Below are 19515 nucleotides of genomic sequence, written 5' to 3' on the forward strand. Positions count from 1 at the left end.
CCCAACCCCCCCCCCGGGGGGTGCCCCCGGGGCCCCGGCGCACCCCCCCCCCGTGGGGCCCCCCCACCCGGCGCCCGGGCGCCCCCGGGGGGCCCCCCCGGTCCGGGGGGTCACTCGGTCACGCTGTTCAGGCTCGGACCGTCGTCCTCGCCTCCGGTGCCGGAGCGGACCCCCTGCTCGCCCGGCAGGGCCGGGGCGGTGGGCTCCGGCATGGCCACCGGCTCGCACGGCGCGACCTCACCGTCCACGACGGTCAGCGACATCGAGGTGGGCGGCTTGCCCGGGTCGTCCCGGTCGACGCCGGCCGCGAGCACGAGCGTCTGCCCGTCCTTGATCTGGCCGGCGGTGACCGAGAAGGAGATGCCGCCCCGCTCGCTGCCGATCGTCGTCTCCAGCCGGCCGCCCGGCGCGGGGTGCGCGCCCCTGGGCTCCTTGCACGTCTGGCCGGCGGGCAGGTAATCCACGACGGCCTTGACCCCTGCCGCGGCGAGCTCGGCCTCCAGGTCGCCGGGGTCGCGGAACTCGTTGATCCACACCTCGACGGTCCCGTCGGCCTGCTTGTCCACCGCGAACGCCGGTGTCGCCGTCGTCCCGTACAGGGTGACGGCCGCGACGGCGGCCGCCGCGGCCCCCGCCAGCGCGGCGCCCACCCTGCGCAGGCGGCGGCGCGGCGTGCGCCGGGCCAGCGTGGCGCGTGCCGAGCCGTCGGCGCCCGCCGCCAGCGGTTCGTACGGCTGCGCGGGAGCGCCATTCATTGCCGTGTCCATCACCGTGGCCCGCATGCGGGTCAGGCGGTCGGCGGCGGGCTCGGGGGCGTCGGCGCGCATCTCCTGGAGCAACCGCAGGTCATCCATGGTCTGCCTCCTCGGCGATCTGGGTCGGGTCCGTGCCGCCCAGCGCGGCACGGGTCTTCTTCCTGGCCCGGTGCAGCCGGGACCGCACGGTCCCCACCGGGATGCCGAGCGCCACGGCCACCTCCTCGTAGCCGAGGTCCGCCCAGGCGATCATGAGCAGCACGTCCCGCTCGTCCGGGGTGAGGGCGGCGAGCGCGCGGGCGAGGTCGCGGTGCGCGGCGGAGGCCGACACCCGTGACTCGACGCGCTCGGCGTAGCTCTCGGCCACCTCGTCGACGCCGGTCCTGGCGAGCGCCTGGTAGGCGCGGACCTCGGCGCGGCGGTGCTTGCCGACGAGGTTGGCGGCGATGCCGTACAGCCAGGGCCGCGCGTCGGCGTGGCTCAGGTCGTAGCGGTCGCGCCGCCGGAAGGCGGCCAGGAACGTGTCGGCGACGACGTCGTCGGCGAGCGAGTCGCCCAGACGCCGGGTGACGTAGCGGTGCAGGGCCGGAGCGTGCCGGTCGAACAGGGTGGAGAAGGCCGCCGGTTCCTGCCTGGAGCGTTGGATCACCTCGGCGTCGGTGGACACGCGTGCAGTGTCCGTGATCAAACTCGCCCCCTTTCGTCGGGTGTCGTCACCTGCTATCACCCGGACGAGGAAGACGGGTTCTCACGAGTTCGCGTGGCGCAGCGCCTCTTCGTAGGTGTCGAAGACCTCGAAGGCGTTGCGCAGCCCGGTGATGTAGAGGACGCGGGCCATGACGCCCTGCACGCCGCCGAGCAGCAGGCGGGTGCCGCGGGCCTCGCACCGGTGCATGATGTCGACGAGCTCGTTGAGGCCGATCGAGTCGCAGAAGCCGACCCCGGCCAGGTCGATGATGAGGTAGGGGGTGGGCGCGATCTCCCACACGCGCTCCAGGTGGTCGCGCAGGATGAGCACGGCGTCGCCGTCGACCTCGCCGTCGAGCCGGACGATGACGGCGTTGCGCGAGAGGCCGGAAGAGACGCTCAGCAGTGACTTTCCCGTGGCCTCAGACGACATCGGCAACGTCCTTCTCATCTCCCAAGGCGGCCAAGGTCAGTGTTGCCTCATCCGTACGTGCTCTAACGGAAGGTCACGACTCTGTCGCCAAACGAACAGAGTCGCGCAGCGTGACGGTCACCGGCCGGGGCCGGTGACCGTCAACTGACCTGGCGGGCGCTCAGCGGCGCTGGGTGGCCCACTGGCGGATCTTGTCGATGCGCTCCTGGATCTGCTCGGCCGTCGCCTGGGCGATGGCCGGGCCGCCGCAGGCGCGGCGCAGCTCGGAGTGGATGACGCCATGGGGCTGGCCGGTGCGATGGTTCCAGGCGCCGACGAGGCCGTTGAGCTCGCGCCTGAGCTCGGCGATCTGCTCGTGCGGGGCCAGCGCGGGAGCCCGCTCGGCGGGCTGGGCGCGCTTGGCGGCCTGCTGCTCGGACTGGCGCTTGCGCAGCAGCGTGGCGACCTGGTCGGGCTCCAGCAGGCCGGGCAGGCCGATGAAGTCCTCCTCCTCGGCGGAGCCGATCTCCGCGCCGGTGCCGAACTCGCCGCCGTCGAACAGGACCCGGTCGAACGTCGCCGACGTCTCCATGGTCTCGAACGGCAGCTCGTCGCCCAGGACGTCGGGGTTGTCCTTCTTGCGGTTGGCGTCCTCCAGGAGGCTGTCGTCCAGGCCGTCCTCGGGCGGCCTGCGGTTGAGCACGTGGTCGCGCTCGACCTCCATCTCGTTGGCCAGGCCCATGAGCGTCGGCACCGACGGCAGGAACACCGAGGCCGTCTCGCCGCGCTTGCGGGCCCGCACGAACCGGCCGACGGCCTGGGCGAAGAACAGCGGGGTCGAGGTCGAGGTGGCGTAGACGCCCACGCACAGGCGGGGGATGTCGACGCCCTCGGACACCATGCGGACCGCGACCAGCCAGCGGTCGCCGGACGCGGCGAACTGCTTGATCTTCTTGGACGCGCCGGGGTCGTCGGAGAGCACGACCGTGGCGCCCTCGCCGCTGATCGAGCGCAGGTGGCGGGCGTAGGCGCGGGCCGTCTCGTGGTCGGTGGCGATGACCAGCCCGCCGGCGTCGGGCACGCCGCGCCGCACCTCGGTCAGGCGCCGGTCGGCGGCCTGCATGACCTGGCGGATCCAGTCGCCCTTGGGGTCGAGCGCGGCCCGCCACGCCTGGGAGAGCTGGTCCTTGGTGAGCGGGGTGCCGAGCGTGGCGGCCAGCTCGTCGCCGGCCCTGGTGCGCCACTTCATCTCGCCGGAGTAGGCCAGGAAGATGACCGGCCGCACGACGCCGTCGTCGAGCGCCGGGCCGTAGCCGTAGGAGTAGTCCGAGACGCTGCGCTTGGCGCCGTCGGCGTCCTCCTCGTAGGTGACGAACGGGATCGGGCTGTCGTCGGAGCGGAACGGTGTGCCGGTGAGCTGGAGCCTGCGGGTGGCGGGCTCGAACGCCTCGCGCACGCCGTCGCCCCACGACTTGGCGTCGCCCGCGTGGTGGATCTCGTCGAAGATGACGAGGGTCTTGCGAGCCTCGGTGCGCGCCCGGTGCAGCGCCGGGTGCATGGCGACCTGGGCGTAGGTGACGGCGACGCCCAGGTAGTCGCGGCTGGTGGCGCCCTGGCTGTTCTTGAACTCGGGGTCGATGCTGATGCCGACCTTGCCGGCGGCGTCGGCCCACTGGCGCTTGAGGTGCTCGGTGGGCGTGACGATGGTGATCGCCCGGATCACGCCGTTGGCGATCAGCTCGCTGGCGATGCGCAGGGCGTAGGTGGTCTTGCCCGCTCCGGGGGTGGCCACGGTGAGGAAGTCACGCGGCTCGCGCCTGAAATACAGGTCGAACGCCTGCTGCTGCCAGGCCCGGAGCTTGGGGGCGGTGCCCCACGCGGCCCGGTCCGGATAGGAAGGCGACAGGTGGGATGCGGCGAACGTGCTCACCGCATCACCTCTGGGGTTCGTGTGCTTCGCTCTCTCACAGTGACCCAAGAGTAATCGGGCTCACCGACAAGACGTGCCGTGCATCGTCGATCCTGGCCAAGCCGCCCCAGGAGTGGTATGGGCGGGTCGCGGCATATCGCACGCTGGCGAGCACGGTGTCCACGACCTGCCTGCCCGTCTCGTCCTCGGGCTGGAGCAGGCCGACGAGCAGCGCCGATCTGCCGTTCTCGGTGACGAGTGTCACGCGCAGGTAGGCGGGCCGGTTCACCACGTCGTCGTACTCGGCCCGCAGCGCCCTGGTGTGCCCGAGGGCGAGCGGCTCGTCGGCGACGACGGTCACCCGGTCGCCCTTCAGGAGCAGCTCGGAGTAGCGCTCGGCCGCCTCCTTGACCGCCCCGGCGGGGTCGGCCGGCGCGCCGGTGACCGGTCTGGCCATGACGAGCGCGCCCCCGCCGGGCGCCCTGGCGACCGAGGTGAACCCGGTGACGGGCGGCACCTTGCCCTCCTGCCATCCGGCGGGCAGCGCCAGCCGCACCCCGGCGATGGTGTCGGTGAGCGGCGCCCCCGCGCCGCCCGGCGCGGTGATCCGCAGCACGACGGCGGTCAGCCCGGCCACCGCCGCCACGGCCACGGCCGCGCCCAGCACGGCGCGGCCCCACCGGCCTCCCGCCAGGCCCCGCAGGAGGGCCCACACGCGGCGCAGGGCGCTGCGCCGGACCCGGGGGCCGCCTGGGGCGGCCGGAGCGCCGTAGAGGCGGGCGGAGGGCGGCAGGGAGTCCCACGCCTGGCCGACCGGCTCCTCGGGTTCGAGGCCGCGCGTGGCGGCGCGGGCGGCCGGGTCCCACAGCTCCTCCGGCTCGCCTCCGCGCCTGCCGCCGTGCCCGCCCCCGTGCCCGCCGCCGTAGGGCCGCCTGCGGTGATCACGCTCCATGGCACCTCCTCGTGCCGCAGTCGTATCACCGCAGGGCGCGGGGCTTCAGGCGTTCCGTGATCGCTGTGGCGGAAGGGGCAGAATCACCTTGCCGCGACCCGTGAGGACAGCAGCAGGGCGGCGACCGCGATGGCCGCCATGAGCCCGCAGATCACCGCGAACCCCCACACGAGCTCGGCCGGGCCGTGCCCGATGAGGTTCACCAGCGCGCCGCCGATGCCCAGCGTGAGCGCGGAGCCCAGCATGTCGGTGACCGACAGGGCCGCGCTGTTGGCGCCCTGCTCGCTGACCGGCGACTGTTTGAGCGCGGTGACGTTGACCGTGGTCAGCCCGAGCCCCATGCCGAACCCGGCCACCACCCAGGCCGGCACCGCGATCCAGCCGGTGACGCCGGGCAGCACCGCCAGGACCGACAGCGCGATGCCCACGGTCACGCAGGCCGCGCCGAACCTGATCCGCCGGTGCGGCTCGGCGGTGCGCCTGCTCTGCAGGTACGAGCCCGCCGACCAGCCGAGTGCGCCGGTGGTGAGCGCGAGGCCGGCGGCGCCGGTCTCGAACCCCTTCACGTCGTGCAGGGCCAGCGGGATGAAGCCGTTCACCCCGAAGAACGCGGCGGAGAACAGGCCGCGCATCATCACCGTGGTCGGCAGCCCGCGACCGAACCGCAGCGCGCCCTGCGGCAGCAGCCTGACGAGCCCGTACAGCAGCAGGGCCAGCCCGCCGGCGCACGCGAGGCCGCCGATCAGGGCGGCCTTGTGCACCGTGTCGACGCCGTACAGGAGCACGCCGGCGCCCAGGGCGGAGGCGGAGGCGGCGACGGTCATGGCCACGGGCCGCGAGCGCGGCCCCTCGCCGGGCGAGGTCTCCTCGTCGGAGGGACGCCTCTTGAGCGCCGGGACGAGCATGACCAGGGCGGGCAGCACGAGCGGGATGATGCCGTAGAACACCCAGCGCCAGCCCCAGGTGTCGCCCACGAAGCCGGCGACGGCGGGGCCGACCATGGCGGGCACGACCCAGGCGGCCGACAGCGCGGCGAACACGCGGGGCCGCATCACGGCGGGATAGACCCGGGCGATCATCACGTAGAGGGCCACGATCGACGCCCCGGCGCCCAGGCCCTGCACGGCCCGGGACACGAGGAACAGCATCTCGTTCACGGCGGCCCCGGCCATGCCCATGCCGACCACGAACAGCACTACGCCCGCGACGAACGGCAGCGCGTAGCCCCGCCGGTCCGACCACAGGCCGGCGACCACGTTGGCGAACAGGCTGGCGATGAGGAAGGCCGAGAAGCTGACCCCGTAGATCTCCTGCGCGTCGAGGTCGGCGGCGACCTGCGGCATGACCACACCGACCGACATGCCCTCGAAGGCGATCAGGGTGACGACGAGGAGGATGCCCACGGTCGCCACCCGGTACGGATGGCTGAAGATGCGGGGGATCTCGTGAGGGGCATCTAGTGCGTTTGGTGCTGTCACCCGGACATCGTAGGGCGCACCCGGTATGCCGCCCACATCTGGCGCATACGCAGGCCCTGGCCCGCGGTGAACTCGCGCATGCACCGGTCCTGCGCGTAGTCCATGAAGTTGTGCACGCCGTCGAGGCCCGGCGCCGCGCAGGTGTCCTGCTCCACCGGGCAGCCCTCGGTCGGCCCGGCCTGCGCGGGGGTGTCGGCCACGCCGTCGCCGGGCTCCTCGCAGCCGTTCTCGAAGGTGTGGAACAGGCCCAGCCAGTGGCCGATCTCGTGCACGCCGGTGTAGCCCTGGTCGTAGCCGTCGAGCGTGCCGCCGGGCAGGCCGCGCCAGTCGATCACCACGCCGTCGAGCCGGGGCTGGGACTCGTACCAGTAGGGGTAGGAGGAGAAGCCGAGCACCAGGTCGCCGGGCTGGGCGAGGTAGAGGTTGAGCGTCTCGGGCCCGCCCTTGCGCAGCGACGTCTTCATGGCGCGCTCGTGCGCGATCGGCGCGGTGAACCAGGCGGCGTCGCGGGTGACGGCGATGCCGTCGAGGCGGAAGCTGACGCCGGTGTCGGCCCCGCCGAGCCGGCCCGCGTAGGCGGCGTTGAGCGTCGCGATCTGCGCCTTGACCGCCTTGGTGGTGGCCTTGGCGGCGCCGTCGGTGATGACGTGCACCCAGGTCGGCACCGTGATCCGGGCGGGCGTCCTGACGCCGCGCAGCCGCTGGGCGAGCTCGGCGGTGACCGCCGCCACGTCACCCGGCTTGGGCGCGCGCGGCTCGGGCGAGCGCGGATGACCGGCCGCGCGCAGGCAGCTCGACGCCGCCGCCGGCGAGGCCGGCGGCGTGAACCCGGCCGCGAGCACGCAGACGATCAGGACGGCGGCGCGCCGGGTCATGTGATCTCCCGTTACGGTAGGGGGCGGTCCGGATACGAACCGTAGCCCTCCCGTGGGCGATCACCGGTCAGCAACACTCACTGCTTGTCGTCACCCTCGCCGCCACCGGACGGCAGGCCCTCGTAGATCTCCTTGCACTCCGGGCAGACCGGATATTTCTTGGGATCGCGGCTGGGCACCCAGATCTTGCCGCACAGCGCGCGGATCGGCGTGCCCGTCACCATGGATTCGGTGATCTTGTGCTTGTCGGCGTAGTGGGCGAACCGCTCGTGGTCGCCGTCGCCGTGCGAGGTCTGCGGACGGGTGTCCTGCTCTGGAAGGATCTTCGTGCTCACCCCATCGAGTCTATTCCCGCCGCCGACCGCTCCCGCTCGTGAACAGCGATACGGCTCCCGTCCCCGGAGGGAAGGGAGCCGTACGGGAGAGTGCGTCAGCCGACGTGGACCGGCGCGCCCTCGGTCTTGCGGCCGGCCTTGACGAACAGGGCCAGGACCGCGGTGAGCAGCGCGATGCCGGTGCTGACCAGGAAGGCCAGGTGCATCCCGTCCATGAACGCGCTGTTCACGGCCGGGCCCACGACCTGCACGAGCTGCTCGGGCGTGCCCGCCGGCAGGCCGCCGAACGCGGCCGCCTTCTCCAGCAACCCGAGTTGGTCCGGCGGGATGCTCGCGGCGGCCGGGCCGAGATAGCCGGGCAGCTTGTCGGAGATCTCACCGGCCATGACGGCGCCCAGGATCGCGGTGCCGAGCGCGCCGCCGACCTGCATGGCCGACTGCTGCAGGCCGCCCGCGACGCCGCTGAGCTCGACGGGCGCGTTGCCCACGATGACCTCGGTGGCGCCGACGAAGACCGGCGAGAGGCCGAAGGCCAGCACCACGAACGGGATCGCGCTCTCCAGGAACGAGGCGTCCATGCTGAGGCGGGACATCAGGAACATCGCGCCGGCGGTGACCACCAGGCCGGACGCCATCGTGATCTTCGGTCCGAGCTTGCCGATCATCATGCCGGCCAGTGGCGAGGCGACGATCATGCCGGCGCTCATCGGCAGCATGCGCAGGCCGGCGTCCAGCGGGCTCAGGCCGTGCACACCCTGGAAGAAGAAGCCCAGGAAGAACATCGCGCCGAACATCGCGAACGCGACCATCATCATCAGCACGGTGCCGATGGAGATCGAGGCGTTGGTGAACAGCGACAGCGGCACCAGCGGCTGCCGGGCCCGGCTCTGCCAGAAGATGAACGCGGCGATCAGCACCGCGAACGCGCCCATGAAGCCCAGCGTCGTGGAGTCGCCCCAGCCCCACTCGGGCGCCTTGATGATGGTCCACACGAGCGCGAACATCGCGCCCGACAGCAGCACCACGCCGCCCCAGTCGATGCGGTTGAGCACCTTGACCGGGCTCTCCTTGATCAGGAAGATGCCCATGACGAGGGCGATGACGCCCACCGGGGCGTTGATGAAGAAGACCGACTCCCAGCCCTGGTCCTGGACCAGCAGGCCGCCCACGATCGGGCCGGCGGCGCTGGACAGGCCGATGATCGCGCCCCACGCGCCCATCGCCTGGTTGAGCTTCTCGCCGGGGAAGGCGTTGCGCAGCAGCGCCAGCGCGGCGGGCTGCAGCAGCGCGCCGAACAGGCCCTGCAGCACGCGCAGCCCGATGAGCGCGCCGACCGGGGTGACGCCGGGCACGATGTCGGCGAGCTGCTGGCTGAGGCCGATGCCCACGGAGGTGATCGCGAAGCCGGCGACGCCGATGAGGAACACGCGCTTGTGGCCGAACAGGTCACCCAGCTTGCCCGCGGTGATCAGGAAGACCGCCAGCGCGAGCAGGTAGCCGCTCGTCACCCACTGCAGGTCGGCGAGCGAGGCGCCCAGATCGGACTGGATCACCGGGTTGGCGATGCCGACCACGGTGCCGTCGAGCATCACCATGATGACGCCGAGGCTGACCGCGAGCAGCACCAGCCACGGATTGGCGGCCTTCTCCCCCGGTGGTGGCGCCTCTACCACCTTCGTCTGTGCCATGAAGTCCCCCTAAACACATCCCGCCCCACACCGGGGCGTACGTCTCATAAGCCCGGGTAATCTACGTCAGAGTCTGCCAGATGACAAATGAGTTTTATTCGTCGCATCCTGACTTGTGTCATACTGTGACAGGAAGGTTTCGAGGGAGTGACGCCGGTGGGTCTGCGGGAACGCAAGAAGGAGAAGACGCGGCTCGCGCTGCTCGACGCCGCACTGGATCTGTTCCTCGAACAAGGGTACGACTCGACCACCGTGGAGCAGATCGCGGGGGCGGTCGACGTCTCCTCCCGCACCTTCTTCCGCTACTTCACCAGCAAGGACCACCTGCTGCTCTGGTATCACGACCAGGGCGAGGAGACGATGCTGGAGACGCTGGCCGCCAGGCCGCCCGACGAGCCGCCGTTCACCGCGATGACCCACGCCGTGCGCGCGGTGCTGCGCGAGATGGAGCAGTCGACGACCGCCGACACCGAGAGGTTCCTCAAACTGCGGCGCGTCCTCGACGACAACCCCAACCTCGTCGCCTTCACGATCGCCCGGGGCATGGAGAGCGAGCTCCGCCTGGCCGAGGCGGTCGCCGCCCGGATGGGCGTCACCCTCGACGCCGGCCCCGTCCCGGCGCTGGTCGTGGCGTTCGCGATGTCGCCCATGCGCGTCGACTACGGCTGCGCGTCGGACGTCCTCGACCTCAAGCTCATGGTGCGCCGCGTCGAGCAGACCCTCCAGGTCGTGGAACGCTCGCTGCGGCCCGGCTGGGACGCCTAGTTCATCGTCGGGTCGTCCGGGCACGTGGCGACGAAGGCCAGCTCGCCCGGCTGCCGCCGCAGCACGTGACGCCAGAGCGAGCCCGGGTCGGTGTGGAAGGTGTCGCCCGCCTCGGAGTCGACGACGTACCAGGCGCCCTCGGCGATCTCGCTCTCGAGCTGACCCGACGTCCAGCCCGCGTAACCGGCGAAGATCCGCATCTGGGCGATCTCGCCCTGGAGGATCTCCGGCGGCGCGTCCAGGTCGACCGTGCCCAGCCGTGACACCGCCGGCGTGCCCGCGTGGAGGCGGCGCCAGCCCAGCGGCTCCTCCCCGCTCGGCACCGCCGCGAGCGCCAGCGCGCTGTCGGTCTGCACCGGGCCGCCCTCGAACAGCACCGGCGGGCCGGTCACCAGCGGGTCCCACACGGGCAGGACCTGCGTCACCGAGATCTCGCTCGGCCTGTTGAGAACCACCCCGAGGGTGCCGCCGTCGAGGTCGTGTTCGAGGATCAGCACGACGCTACGCCGGAAGTTGGGGTCGTCGAGGAGCGGCGTCGCCACCAACAAACCGCCGACGTAGATCGCCTCCGCCATACCTCCATCATGAGGGGTGAACCGGCCTTCCCGCTCCCCCGGTCCGGCGATGTTACTTTTCGTAGTCATATGGGCACGGTAGGTACCAAAGTTCGCGAACTCGGGAGGGTCACATGCGCCGTCTCGCCCTGGCAGGTCTGGGACTGCTCCTGGGTCTCATGCTCTTCCCTCCTGCGGCGGCGCCCGCCTGGCCGAAGCCCGACACCGGCGACCCCTTCACGATGAGCGTCGACCGCATCGGCTGCCGGGCCGGCACCGTACGCGTGACGCTGCGCAACCAGACCCGCCAGCTCGCCCGGTTCGACCTGCGCGCCGACTCCGCGACCGTGGCGACGGGCTCCATCCCCGCGCGCAAGGCGATCACCCGGCACGTGCGGATCCGGCACGGCGGCAGCGTCGAGATCGAGGCGTACTCGGTCAGCGAGAGCCACCCCGACACCCTGATCGACTCCACGCGGGTGCGTAACGACTGCCCCGGCGGCCGGCGTCACCTGCCCTTCACGGGGCCTCCGGTGGACCTGATGGGCAAGCTCGCCACCGCCGGCGGCATGGTGCTCACCGGCGGGATCATCTGGTGGTACGGGTCGCTGTGGCCCCGGTCGCGGCGGGACCCGTACTGACGCCGGGAACGGCGGGCTCCACACCGAGGCCGGGCACGCCCGGATCCGCGCCGACGCCCGCTGCGGCGGGGCCGGTGACGAAGGCGCCGGCCCGGGCCGCGATCAGGGCGACGGTCACGGCGCGCACCGCGGCCTCGCGGTCGACCGGCTCGCGCGTCACCACCAGGCGGTAATAGAGCGGCGCGGAGACGGCCTTGATGAGCTCCTGGCCGTCGGTGCCGGGCGGCAGGTCGCCGCGCGCGATCGCCTGGTCGGCCACCGTCGCCCACTCCGCGATGCGGCGGCCGTAGAAGGCGCGCAGCGCCGCGGCGGCGCCCTCGTCACAGGTGGCGGCCGCAATCACGGCCTGGAAGGTCGCGCCGAGGCGCGGGTCGTTGACGGCCTCCATCACGCTGATCGCGTTGGCCTCCAGATCGCCCTGGATGCTGCCCGTGTCGGGCGGCGGCGAGGACTGGGCGGCCAGCTCGGTCATGAGCTCCGTGACCAGCCCGGCCGTGGTGCCCCAGCGGCGGTAGATAGTGGTCTTTCCGATGCCTGCCCTGGTGGCCACCTGCTCCATGTTGAGGCCGTGGAAGCCGCGTTCGACCAGCTCGTCCTGGGTTGCCTGCAACACTGCCGCGCGCACCTTCGCCGTACGGCCGCCAGGACGGACCGTTCCCGCCAAACGGGACCCTTGTTCCATTAATTCTCCTCATGTGTTAAGGTCACGCCATCCTAATGGAACAGATTACCCGTTAAGGGGGATGACGTGACTGTGCTCGATGAGCGGGTGACCGATCGGATGAGCTCCCGGCAGCGCTTGGTCCTCGTGCTGCTGCTGGGCTCCCAGTTCATGCTCGCTGTTGACTTCTCCATTCTGAACGTGGCGCTCCCGGTGATCGGCGCCGGACTCGGGTTCGGCCTCGCCGACCTGCAGTGGGTGGCCACCACGTTCGCGCTGGCCGCCGCCGGGTTCACGCTGCTGTTCGGGCGGATCGCCGACCTGTTCGGACGCCGCCGGCTCTTCCTGGCCGGGATGGCGCTGCTCGGCCTGTCGTCGCTGGCCGGCGGGCTCGCCACCTCGCCCGGCATGCTGCTCGCCGCCCGCGTCGCCCAGGGGCTCGCCACCGCCGTGGTCACGCCCGCCGGGCTGTCGCTGCTCACCACGTCCTTCCCCGAAGGGCCGCTGCGCGCCAGGGCGCTCGGGCTGAACGGCGCGCTGATGTCGGCCGGGTTCACCTCCGGCGCGATCCTCGGCGGCCTGCTGACCGAGCTGCTGAGCTGGCGCTGGGCGTTCTACGTCAACGTGCCCGTCGCGCTGGCCGTCCTGGTGGCCGCGCCCGTCGTGCTGGCCGAGAGCCGGCCCGACCGCCGCCCCCGCATGGACGTGCTCGGCGCCGTCACGGTGACCGGCGGCCTGCTCGCCCTCGTCTACGGCCTCACCCGCGCCGGCGAGCACGGCTTCGCCGACCCGGTCGCGCTCGCCGGGCTGGCCGCCGGAGCGGTGCTGCTCGTCGCCTTCTGGTTCGCCGAGAAGCGCGCCGTCGCGCCCCTCGTGCCGGTCGCCGTCCTGGCCCGCCCCAGCATCAAATGGGGCAACCTGGCCGGCCTGCTCGCCTTCGCCACCGAGACCTCGCTCGTCTTCCTCATGACGCTCTACCTGCAGAAGGTGCTCGGCTACTCGGCGCTGGCCACCGGCCTGGCGTTCGGCGTGCTCGGGCTCGGCACCGTCGTCGGCGGCGTGCTCGCCCCGCGCGTGCTGGCCCGCGTCGGGCTCCGCAAGGCGCTGGCCACCGGCTTCGCCCTCCAGGCCGCGGCCACCGCGTCGCTCGCCCTGCTCGGCACCGCGCCCGGCTGGATCTGGCTGCTGCTGGCCGCCACCTTCGCCGGCGGGATCGGCAACATGGTGGCGATCGTGGCCTTCATGGTCACCGCCACCTCCGGACTGCCCGACTCCGAGCAGGGCCTGGCCACCGGCCTCGCCACCATGACCCAGCAGGTCGGCATCACCATGGGCATCCCGGTCATGAGCGCCGTGGTCACCGCCGCCATGGGCAGCGTGCTCCAGGGCGTGATCGTCGCCGTGCTGGTCAACGCCGCCCTCGCCCTGGCGGGCGCGTTCATCCGCGTGGCCCGCTGACATCCCCATCACGGGCTCTCCCCCGCTTCCGACGCGGCCCGCGAACCCCGCGACCGGCCCTCGTCACGACATCTCCCCGGTACGGGCCCCGTACCGGGGAGAACGCGTCGGCGGCGAGGGCCGCCGCTGCGGTCACGCCTCGGTGAAGCCCCGGGCACGGCCGCCGGCGGACTCGCGGACGGCGGCGGCCACGGCGCTCGCCACGTCCGGGTGGAAGACGCTCGGGATGATGTAGTTGGGGCCCAGCTCCTCGGGCGTGACCACGGCGGCCAGTGCTCCGGCGGCGGCCAGCAGCATCTCCGAGGTCACCTCGGTCGCCTGCGCGTCGAGCAGCCCCCGGAAGACACCCGGGAAGGCCAGCACGTTGTTGATCTGGTTGGGGTAGTCGGAGCGCCCCGTGGCCACCACCGCGGCGTGCTCGCGGGCGTCGTCGGGAGAGACCTCCGGCTCCGGGTTGGCCAGCGCGAACACCACGGCGCCCGGCGCCATCGTGGCGATGTCGTCACCGGTCAGGATGCCCGGCGCCGACACCCCCACGAACACGTCGGCGCCCTTGACCGCCCCGCGCAGGTCGCCCGAGTAGCCCTCGGCGTTGGTGTGGTCGGCGATCCAGCGCAGCGAGTCGTCGAGGTCGTCGCGGCCCTGGTGGACGGCGCCGAGATAGTCGCAGACGATCACGTTGCGGGCGCCCGAGGCCAGCAGCAGCCGCAGCACGGCGTTGCCCGCCGCGCCCGCGCCCGCCATCGTGATGCGCACGTCCTCGATCCGCTTGTCGACCACGCGCAGCGCGTTGGTCAGCGCGGCGAGCACGCAGATCGCGGTGCCGTGCTGGTCGTCGTGGAAGACCGGGATGTCGAGCAGCTCGCGCAGCCGCCGCTCCACCTCGAAGCAGCGCGGCGCGCCGATGTCCTCGAGGTTGATGCCGCCGAAGCCCGGCGCGATGAGCTGCACCGCGCGGACGATCTCGTCGACGTCCTGGGTGTCGAGGCAGATCGGCCAGGCGTCGATGCCCGCGAACCGCTTGAACAGCGCCGCCTTGCCCTCCATCACGGGCAGCGCGGCCTCCGGCCCGATGTTGCCCAGCCCCAGCACGGCCGAGCCGTCGGTGACGACGGCGACCGTGTTGCGCTTGATGGTCAGGCGGCGAGCGTCCTCCTTGTTGCGGGCGATCGCCATCGACACCCGGGCCACGCCCGGCGTGTAGGCCATGGAGAGCTCGTCGCGGTTGCGCAGCGGCACCTTCGACTTCATCTCGATCTTGCCGCCGAGGTGCATGAGGAACGTGCGGTCGGAGACCTTGTGGATGACGACGCCCTCGACCGCTTCGAGCTGGTCGACGATCGCCTGGGCGTGGTCGGTGTCGCGCGCCGCGCACGTGACGTCGATGCGGAGCTTCTCGTGGCCCGCGTTGGTGACGTCGAGGGCGGTGACCACCCCGCCGGCCGACTCTACGGCATGGGTGAGCTGGCTGACGGCCTTGCCGCCGGCCGGCACCTCGAGCCGCACGGTGATGGAGTACGACACACTCGGGACGGTCGCCACGTCAATCGCTCCTTCGCGCCTGACCAAGAAGTCCTCCCATGGTAGGGGGCAACTGGTCAAGCGAGCGCCGTCGCGGCTGTCACGATCAGGTCGACACAGGCCGCCACCGGGATCGCCGTGCTGTCGACGACCAGGTGGTAGAGCCGGGGGTCGGCGGGGTCGGCACGATAGAAGTGGCGCACGTAGGCGGTGCGGGCCCGGTCGTTGTCCTCGATGATCCTGCGCGCCTCGCGCTCGGTCAGCTCGCCGAGCGTGGCGGTCTGCCGGACGCGGCGCTCGATCGGGCCGTCGAGCCGCACGTGCAGCGCTCCCGGGTGCTCGGCCAGCACCACCGCCCCGGCCCGGCCCAGGAAGACGCCGCCCTGGTCGCGGGCGGTCTCGGTGAGCACCCGCTCGGTGTGGCGGACGAACTCCTCCGGCGCGTGCGGCAGCACCCCGGGCACGTACATGTCGACGCCGCCGAACGTGACCGTCGGCAGCCGCATCGCGCCCGACAGCAGCCTGCCCAGGCCGCGCTCGGCCCGGTCGTCATGGGCGAGCGCCTCCTCCAGCGTGCAGCCCAGCTCCTGGGCCACGGCGCCGGGGATCGCACGGTCGACGAAGGGCACGCCCAGCCGCTCGGCCACGGCCGGGCCGATGTGGCTGCCGGCCGTGCCGTAGGTCGCGGAGAGCGTGACTACACGCATACCCCCAGGTTAGAACAGAGCGCTCGACAAAGCTCTACGCGCCTTCGCCAAAGACGGATCCTCGGCCGGCAGCGCGTCGAACAGGCCCAGCAGATGCCGCCTGGCCTTGTCACGGTCGTCGCCGGACGTGCGCTTGACCACCGCGATGATCCGGTTGAACGCCTCGTCGACCGAGCCCGACAGCATCTCCAGGTCGGCCGCCAGGAGCTGGGCGTCGATGTCGGCCGGGTCGTCCAGCCTGCGCTGCACCTCGGCCGGGTCGGCGTCGGCCGTCCGCTTGATCAGGCTGACGCCCGCCAGGCCCATCCTGGCGTCCTCGTTACCGGGGGCGCGGGCCAGCAGCCGCTCGTAGGCCGCCGCGGCCGCGTCGAGGTCGCCCTGGTCGATGGCCTGCTCGGCGGCCACCAGGTCGGGGTCGGCCGGGGGCGCCTGCGGCGCCTCCTCACCCGGCTCCGCCGCCGGCGGCCGGGCGCCCGGGTTGGCCTGGTAGAACTGCTCGACCGCGCCCATCAGCTCGTCGAGCCAGCGCTGCACCTCCTGCTCGGGCAGCACCTGCTGGAAGCCGGTCACGGCCTGCCCCTGGAAGATCGCCAGCACCGTCGGCACCGCCTGCACGCGCAGCGCCTGCGCGATCTGCGGGCTGGCGTCGACGTTGACCCGGGCCAGGACCACCTTGCCGCCGGCGTCGCCGACCACCTTCTCCAGCACGGGGCTGAGCTGGGCGCTGCCGGGCGCCCGCGGCGACCACAGGTCGAGGACGACCGGCGTGGTCATCGAGCGGTCGATGACGTCGCTCGTGAACGTCTCCTCGGTCACGTCCACGACCGAGGCCGGCGAGGCCCCCTGGGGACCCGCCGCCTCCCGCCGGGCCTGCGATTCCAGGGCTTGCTTGCGCGCGCCCAGATCCACGGCTCCGTAGAGCGATCCGGGCCTAGAGAAGTCCGCCATGCTCCTCATCTTGCCGCATGTCCGGCCCGGAGAAGTCACCCGCCGCCACCCGCAGCGTGCGCAACTGCTCGAACATCTGCCGCAGTTCGGTCTCGCCGTACATGCCCAGGCCGAAGTCGGCGCCCATGAGCTCGGCGGTGGCGCGCCGCACGACGTCACGGCCCGCCTCGGTGATCTCGGCGAGCACACCACGGCCGTCCCGCGGATTGGGCATGCGGCGGACCAGGCCGGACCTTTCGAGCCTGTCAACCGTGTTCGTGACGCTGGTCGGGTGGACCATGAGCCGCTCCCCGATTTTCCAAAGCGGCAGCGCCCCGGTCCGGCTGAAGGTCAAGAGAACCAGAGCCTCGTACCTGGCGAAGGTCAAGTCGTACGGCTTCAGGAGCGAGTCAAGTTGCGACAGCAGGATCTGATGCGCTCTCATGATCGACGTGACGGCGGCCATGGCGGAAGAGGGACCGAAGTGAGCGCGCCAGGACTCCGCGGCACGGTCGATGGGATCGAACGGCAGGTTGAGGGGCTTGGGCTGCGACACAGCGCTACGGTAGCGCGCTGCTCGTCCAGGTTCGTGCGCTTACGGAGCGCGATCGGATTCTTCGCTTGGCCAAGAATCCGGGCGGCAATCATCACGCTCAGTTATGGTTCTCGCATCGAATGGTGACGGGGAAGCCAAGTCCATCAGCCGTGGGGACGGCCGGGCCTGACCGCTTCGCCGCGCCTACGGGGCACGGGGGGTGCTTTGATGAACTTCAACGGGGACAAGGGTGCGTGAGCACGGGGGCGTTTCACGGGAGGAGCTGAGACAGAGCGCGGCCGTCACGGTGGCCGTGCTCCTCGCTCTCGGCCTGGTCGCGGCGTGGAGCGTCCTGATCCCTGGCGTCGACGCCTGGGAGAACATCGTGGCCGCGGTCATCGGATCGCTCCGGCTGACCGGGCCCGTCGCCGCCGCGTTCGCCGCCTGGGTGGCGCTGCGCAAGCGCCGGGCGTCACGCGGCCTGCAGCTGACGACCTGGCGAGCCCTGCGGGCGCCGCTGGCCATCCTGGTGGTGGTGCTGGGCTCGTTCGCCGCGACCGTGCTGGTGCTGGCCGTCAAGACGGTGCTGACCGAGCAGTCGGGGCGGCTGAGCCTGTCGGGCCTCGGCATGGGCATGGCGGGGCTGGCGCTCTACTCGGTGATCGGGTGGGTGGCCGGCTGGGTGCTGCCGTACGCGGTCACGCCGCCGATCGCCGGCCTGGCCTGCTACGGGCTGTTCACCTGGCTGGCCGACGGCGAGGGCTGGGCCGACCGGCTGGCGCCGGGCACGGGCGAGCCGTACGACCTGTTCCAGGGGCTCAGCGGGACGATCTTCCTCAACCAGATCATCTGGCTGCTGGGCGTCACCTGCGCGCTGCTGCTGGGCTGGGCGGCGCTGGTGACCCGGCAGGCGCTGGTGCTGGCGTTCGCGCTGCTCGCGGTGCTGCTCGCGGGCACCGGGGTCGCGCGGGTGCTGGCCGAGCCGAAGCCCGCCGCCGCCCAGGAGATCGCCTACAGCTGCCAGGAGTGGCCGATCACGGTCTGCGTCCATCCCGGCATGCGCGCCGGGCTCACCGAGCTGGGGGCGGCGTTCACCGAGATCGCCTCCCGCCTGGCCGAGACGCCGGCCGCGTTCACCCGCGTCGAGCAGCGTCCGCTGGACGACCCGCTCACGCCGTCGTCCGGGCTGGCGCCGATCCACCTGCCCGACCTGTCGGCCGGTTTCGCCGACGAGGCCGCGCGCGAATACCTCGACGCGCTGGCCGCCCGCTGCCACGGCCGACCCGCCGACGGCTACCGGGAGATCGTGATGGCGTGGCTGCGCGGCGAGCCGCTGCCCGGCGGCCCGCTGCTGGAGCACGAGTACGCCGCCGCCTGGTTCTCCGGGCTCAACGAGCACCAGCGCCGCGAGTGGCTGCGGATGTTCTTCAGCGACTTCCAGACCTGCAAGCTGTCGACCACCCACTTCGGCGGCGGCCCGGCCGGCACGTCCGTCCAGGTGGCCACCCCGGTCGCCACCGAGCCCGACACCGCGAGCAGCCCCCAGGTCTACCCGGTCTACCCCGACCCGAGCGCCTCTCCGGGCTGGGGACCGAAGATGTCACCCCACGGGTGGCACTGATGATCTCTCCTCGGGTAGTCAAGCAGCATGACGACATCCCGTACGGCGCCGCCCGCGCCAACCCCCCGGCGGCGCCGCAGGTGGCGATATCTGGCCGGGCTGCTGGTCCTGGCGGTTCTGCTCGTGGTGGCCGGCCGCGTGGCCTGGACCTGGCTCAACCCGCTCGGCGAGCGCGCGATCGACCGCTCCGGTCCGGCCCTGCTCCAGTCCATCAAGGACATGAGCCGGTACGAGGCCGCGACCGGCTCCTTCCAGGTCGTGGTGGACCTGGAGAAGGACGCCAACTTCCTCCCGGACGCGGTCAAGGGCAGCCGCACGCTGTTCGTGGGGGCGGGCAGCGTCGACGCCTACGTGGACTTCTCCACCCTGGCCAAGGACGCCATCACCGTGTCGGAGGACCGCACCCGGGCTGACGTGCGCCTGCCGCGCGCCCAGTTGGAGAAGCCCAACCTGGACAACACCCGCTCCTACGTCTTCGCCCAGCAGCGCGGGCTGATCGACCGGGTCCAGGACTTCCTGTCGTCCTCCCCCGGCGACCAGCGGGAGCTGTACGTGCTCGCGGAGAAGAAGATCGCCGACGCGGCCGTGGCCAGCGACCTGCGCAGCCGCGCCGACGCCAACACCCGCGCCATGCTGGAGGGCCTGCTCAGGTCACTGGGCTTCACCAAGGTCACCGTCAGCTACGCCGGGGAGCCTTAGGCCGTGCCCGCCGTGCCCGGCGCCGTCCTAAGTACCCTCTAGGCCCCCGGACCGGGGCAGATAAGGCATCCGCCCGATGTGTCGCCCGGGGCCTTAGGACCATTCTTGAGAGTGCAGGGAAACAACAACCAAGGAGCACTCTCCATGAACGCCGAGTTCGAATACGTAGTCATGCAGAACCACGCGCGTGAGCTGCGCGAGGCCGCCGCCGAGCACCGCAGGGTCCGTCAGGCCGTCAAGGAGCAGCGCGGCGGGGGCCGCCACCGCTCCGTCTTCGCCCGCCTGCTCTCGTCATGACCGCCCCAAGAACGCCCGGCCGCAACCTCCCTCGCGGC

Annotated in this window: 21 protein-coding genes; 6 read left to right on the forward strand and 15 right to left on the reverse strand. The window is 72.1% G+C overall.

The genetic code is table 11. From position 1 onward, the window contains the following. Nucleotides 1-110: 110 nt before the first annotated feature. The 9 genes from AB0G11_RS36545 to AB0G11_RS36585 all read right to left on the reverse strand — a co-directional run bounded on the left by AB0G11_RS36545 (nt 111) and on the right by AB0G11_RS36585 (nt 9091). Complete coding sequence (locus tag AB0G11_RS36545) at nt 111-854, reverse strand: hypothetical protein (RefSeq protein ID WP_357591273.1); 744 nt, start codon at nt 852-854, stop codon at nt 111-113. Beyond that, nucleotides 847-1422 (reverse strand): RNA polymerase sigma factor, encoded by a 576-nt coding sequence (locus tag AB0G11_RS36550; RefSeq protein ID WP_308125783.1) that lies wholly within the window; start codon nt 1420-1422, stop codon nt 847-849. The genes AB0G11_RS36545 and AB0G11_RS36550 overlap by 8 nt, the downstream gene beginning before the upstream one ends. Before the next feature lie 81 nt (nt 1423-1503). Beyond that, nucleotides 1504-1875, reverse strand: coding sequence for an anti-sigma factor antagonist (locus AB0G11_RS36555; RefSeq protein ID WP_219505759.1), 372 nt, complete (start codon nt 1873-1875; stop codon nt 1504-1506). 160 nt (nt 1876-2035) lie between these two features. Continuing rightward, on the reverse strand, nt 2036-3784 hold the full coding sequence (locus tag AB0G11_RS36560) for a DEAD/DEAH box helicase (RefSeq protein WP_308125784.1): 1749 nt from the start codon (nt 3782-3784) through the stop codon (nt 2036-2038). 34 nt (nt 3785-3818) lie between these two features. Further along, nucleotides 3819-4715 (reverse strand): hypothetical protein, encoded by an 897-nt coding sequence (locus AB0G11_RS36565; protein WP_357591274.1) that lies wholly within the window; start codon nt 4713-4715, stop codon nt 3819-3821. Nucleotides 4716-4798: 83 nt separating this feature from the next. Continuing rightward, nucleotides 4799-6193, reverse strand: a complete 1395-nt coding sequence (locus AB0G11_RS36570; RefSeq protein WP_219505764.1) for an MFS transporter — start codon at nt 6191-6193, stop codon at nt 4799-4801. Then, nucleotides 6190-7068, reverse strand: coding sequence for a zinc metalloprotease (locus tag AB0G11_RS36575; protein WP_357591275.1), 879 nt, complete (start codon nt 7066-7068; stop codon nt 6190-6192). Before AB0G11_RS36575 ends, AB0G11_RS36570 begins: the two co-directional genes overlap by 4 nt. 77 nt (nt 7069-7145) lie before the next feature. Next, complete coding sequence (locus AB0G11_RS36580) at nt 7146-7403, reverse strand: DUF3039 domain-containing protein (RefSeq protein WP_219505768.1); 258 nt, start codon at nt 7401-7403, stop codon at nt 7146-7148. Nucleotides 7404-7498: 95 nt separating this feature from the next. Beyond that, entirely contained in the window at nt 7499-9091 is a 1593-nt protein-coding gene (locus AB0G11_RS36585; protein ID WP_219505770.1) for a DHA2 family efflux MFS transporter permease subunit, read from the reverse strand. 156 nt (nt 9092-9247) lie between these two features. Here AB0G11_RS36585 and AB0G11_RS36590 point away from each other — a divergent pair, with 156 nt between their 5' ends. Beyond that, nucleotides 9248-9856: a TetR family transcriptional regulator gene (locus AB0G11_RS36590; protein ID WP_357591276.1), complete on the forward strand. Its 609-nt coding sequence runs from the start codon at nt 9248-9250 to the stop codon at nt 9854-9856. Here AB0G11_RS36590 and AB0G11_RS36595 read toward each other — a convergent pair. Continuing rightward, nucleotides 9853-10431: a YqgE/AlgH family protein gene (locus tag AB0G11_RS36595; protein ID WP_219505781.1), complete on the reverse strand. Its 579-nt coding sequence runs from the start codon at nt 10429-10431 to the stop codon at nt 9853-9855. The two genes, AB0G11_RS36590 and AB0G11_RS36595, sit on opposite strands and share 4 nt — an antisense overlap. Before the next feature lie 113 nt (nt 10432-10544). On the opposite strand from AB0G11_RS36595, the gene AB0G11_RS36600 reads away from it, so the two are divergent. After that, entirely contained in the window at nt 10545-11051 is a 507-nt protein-coding gene (locus AB0G11_RS36600) for a hypothetical protein (RefSeq protein ID WP_219505783.1), read from the forward strand. Here the strand turns inward: AB0G11_RS36600 and AB0G11_RS36605 are convergent. Continuing rightward, nucleotides 10999-11664: a TetR/AcrR family transcriptional regulator gene (locus AB0G11_RS36605; RefSeq protein ID WP_357591277.1), complete on the reverse strand. Its 666-nt coding sequence runs from the start codon at nt 11662-11664 to the stop codon at nt 10999-11001. The two genes, AB0G11_RS36600 and AB0G11_RS36605, sit on opposite strands and share 53 nt — an antisense overlap. 135 nt (nt 11665-11799) lie before the next feature. Here AB0G11_RS36605 and AB0G11_RS36610 point away from each other — a divergent pair, with 135 nt between their 5' ends. Continuing rightward, entirely contained in the window at nt 11800-13170 is a 1371-nt protein-coding gene (locus tag AB0G11_RS36610; protein ID WP_357591278.1) for an MFS transporter, read from the forward strand. Nucleotides 13171-13302: 132 nt separating this feature from the next. Here the strand turns inward: AB0G11_RS36610 and AB0G11_RS36615 are convergent, their stop codons facing one another. The 4 genes from AB0G11_RS36615 to AB0G11_RS36630 are packed head-to-tail and all read right to left on the reverse strand — an operon-like array spanning nt 13303 to nt 16881. Beyond that, nucleotides 13303-14712 (reverse strand): NAD-dependent malic enzyme, encoded by a 1410-nt coding sequence (locus AB0G11_RS36615; RefSeq protein WP_219505787.1) that lies wholly within the window; start codon nt 14710-14712, stop codon nt 13303-13305. Nucleotides 14713-14768: 56 nt separating this feature from the next. Continuing rightward, complete coding sequence (locus AB0G11_RS36620) at nt 14769-15398, reverse strand: cytidylate kinase-like family protein (RefSeq protein ID WP_219505789.1); 630 nt, start codon at nt 15396-15398, stop codon at nt 14769-14771. Nucleotides 15399-15407: 9 nt separating this feature from the next. Beyond that, on the reverse strand, nt 15408-16346 hold the full coding sequence (locus AB0G11_RS36625) for a tetratricopeptide repeat protein (RefSeq protein ID WP_357591279.1): 939 nt from the start codon (nt 16344-16346) through the stop codon (nt 15408-15410). Next, a complete protein-coding gene (locus AB0G11_RS36630) occupies nt 16330-16881 on the reverse strand; it encodes a MarR family transcriptional regulator (protein WP_219505794.1) in 552 nt (183 codons plus the stop codon). The genes AB0G11_RS36625 and AB0G11_RS36630 overlap by 17 nt, the downstream gene beginning before the upstream one ends. A gap of 229 nt (nt 16882-17110) precedes the next feature. Here AB0G11_RS36630 and AB0G11_RS36635 point away from each other — a divergent pair, with 229 nt between their 5' ends. The 3 genes from AB0G11_RS36635 to AB0G11_RS36645 all read left to right on the forward strand — a co-directional run bounded on the left by AB0G11_RS36635 (nt 17111) and on the right by AB0G11_RS36645 (nt 19477). Further along, nucleotides 17111-18481 (forward strand): hypothetical protein, encoded by a 1371-nt coding sequence (locus AB0G11_RS36635; protein ID WP_219505795.1) that lies wholly within the window; start codon nt 17111-17113, stop codon nt 18479-18481. A 27-nt stretch (nt 18482-18508) separates the two neighbouring features. Continuing rightward, nucleotides 18509-19180 carry a DUF4230 domain-containing protein gene (locus AB0G11_RS36640; RefSeq protein WP_357591280.1) on the forward strand — a complete coding sequence of 224 codons (672 nt, stop codon included), beginning with the start codon at nt 18509-18511 and terminating at the stop codon, nt 19178-19180. 144 nt (nt 19181-19324) lie between these two features. After that, entirely contained in the window at nt 19325-19477 is a 153-nt protein-coding gene (locus AB0G11_RS36645) for a hypothetical protein (protein WP_357591281.1), read from the forward strand. Nucleotides 19478-19515 lie beyond the last annotated feature (38 nt).

Source organism: Nonomuraea sp. NPDC023979 (genome assembly GCF_040639085.1).
In the GTDB taxonomy this organism is placed as follows: Bacteria; Actinomycetota; Actinomycetes; order Streptosporangiales; family Streptosporangiaceae; genus Nonomuraea; species Nonomuraea ceibae.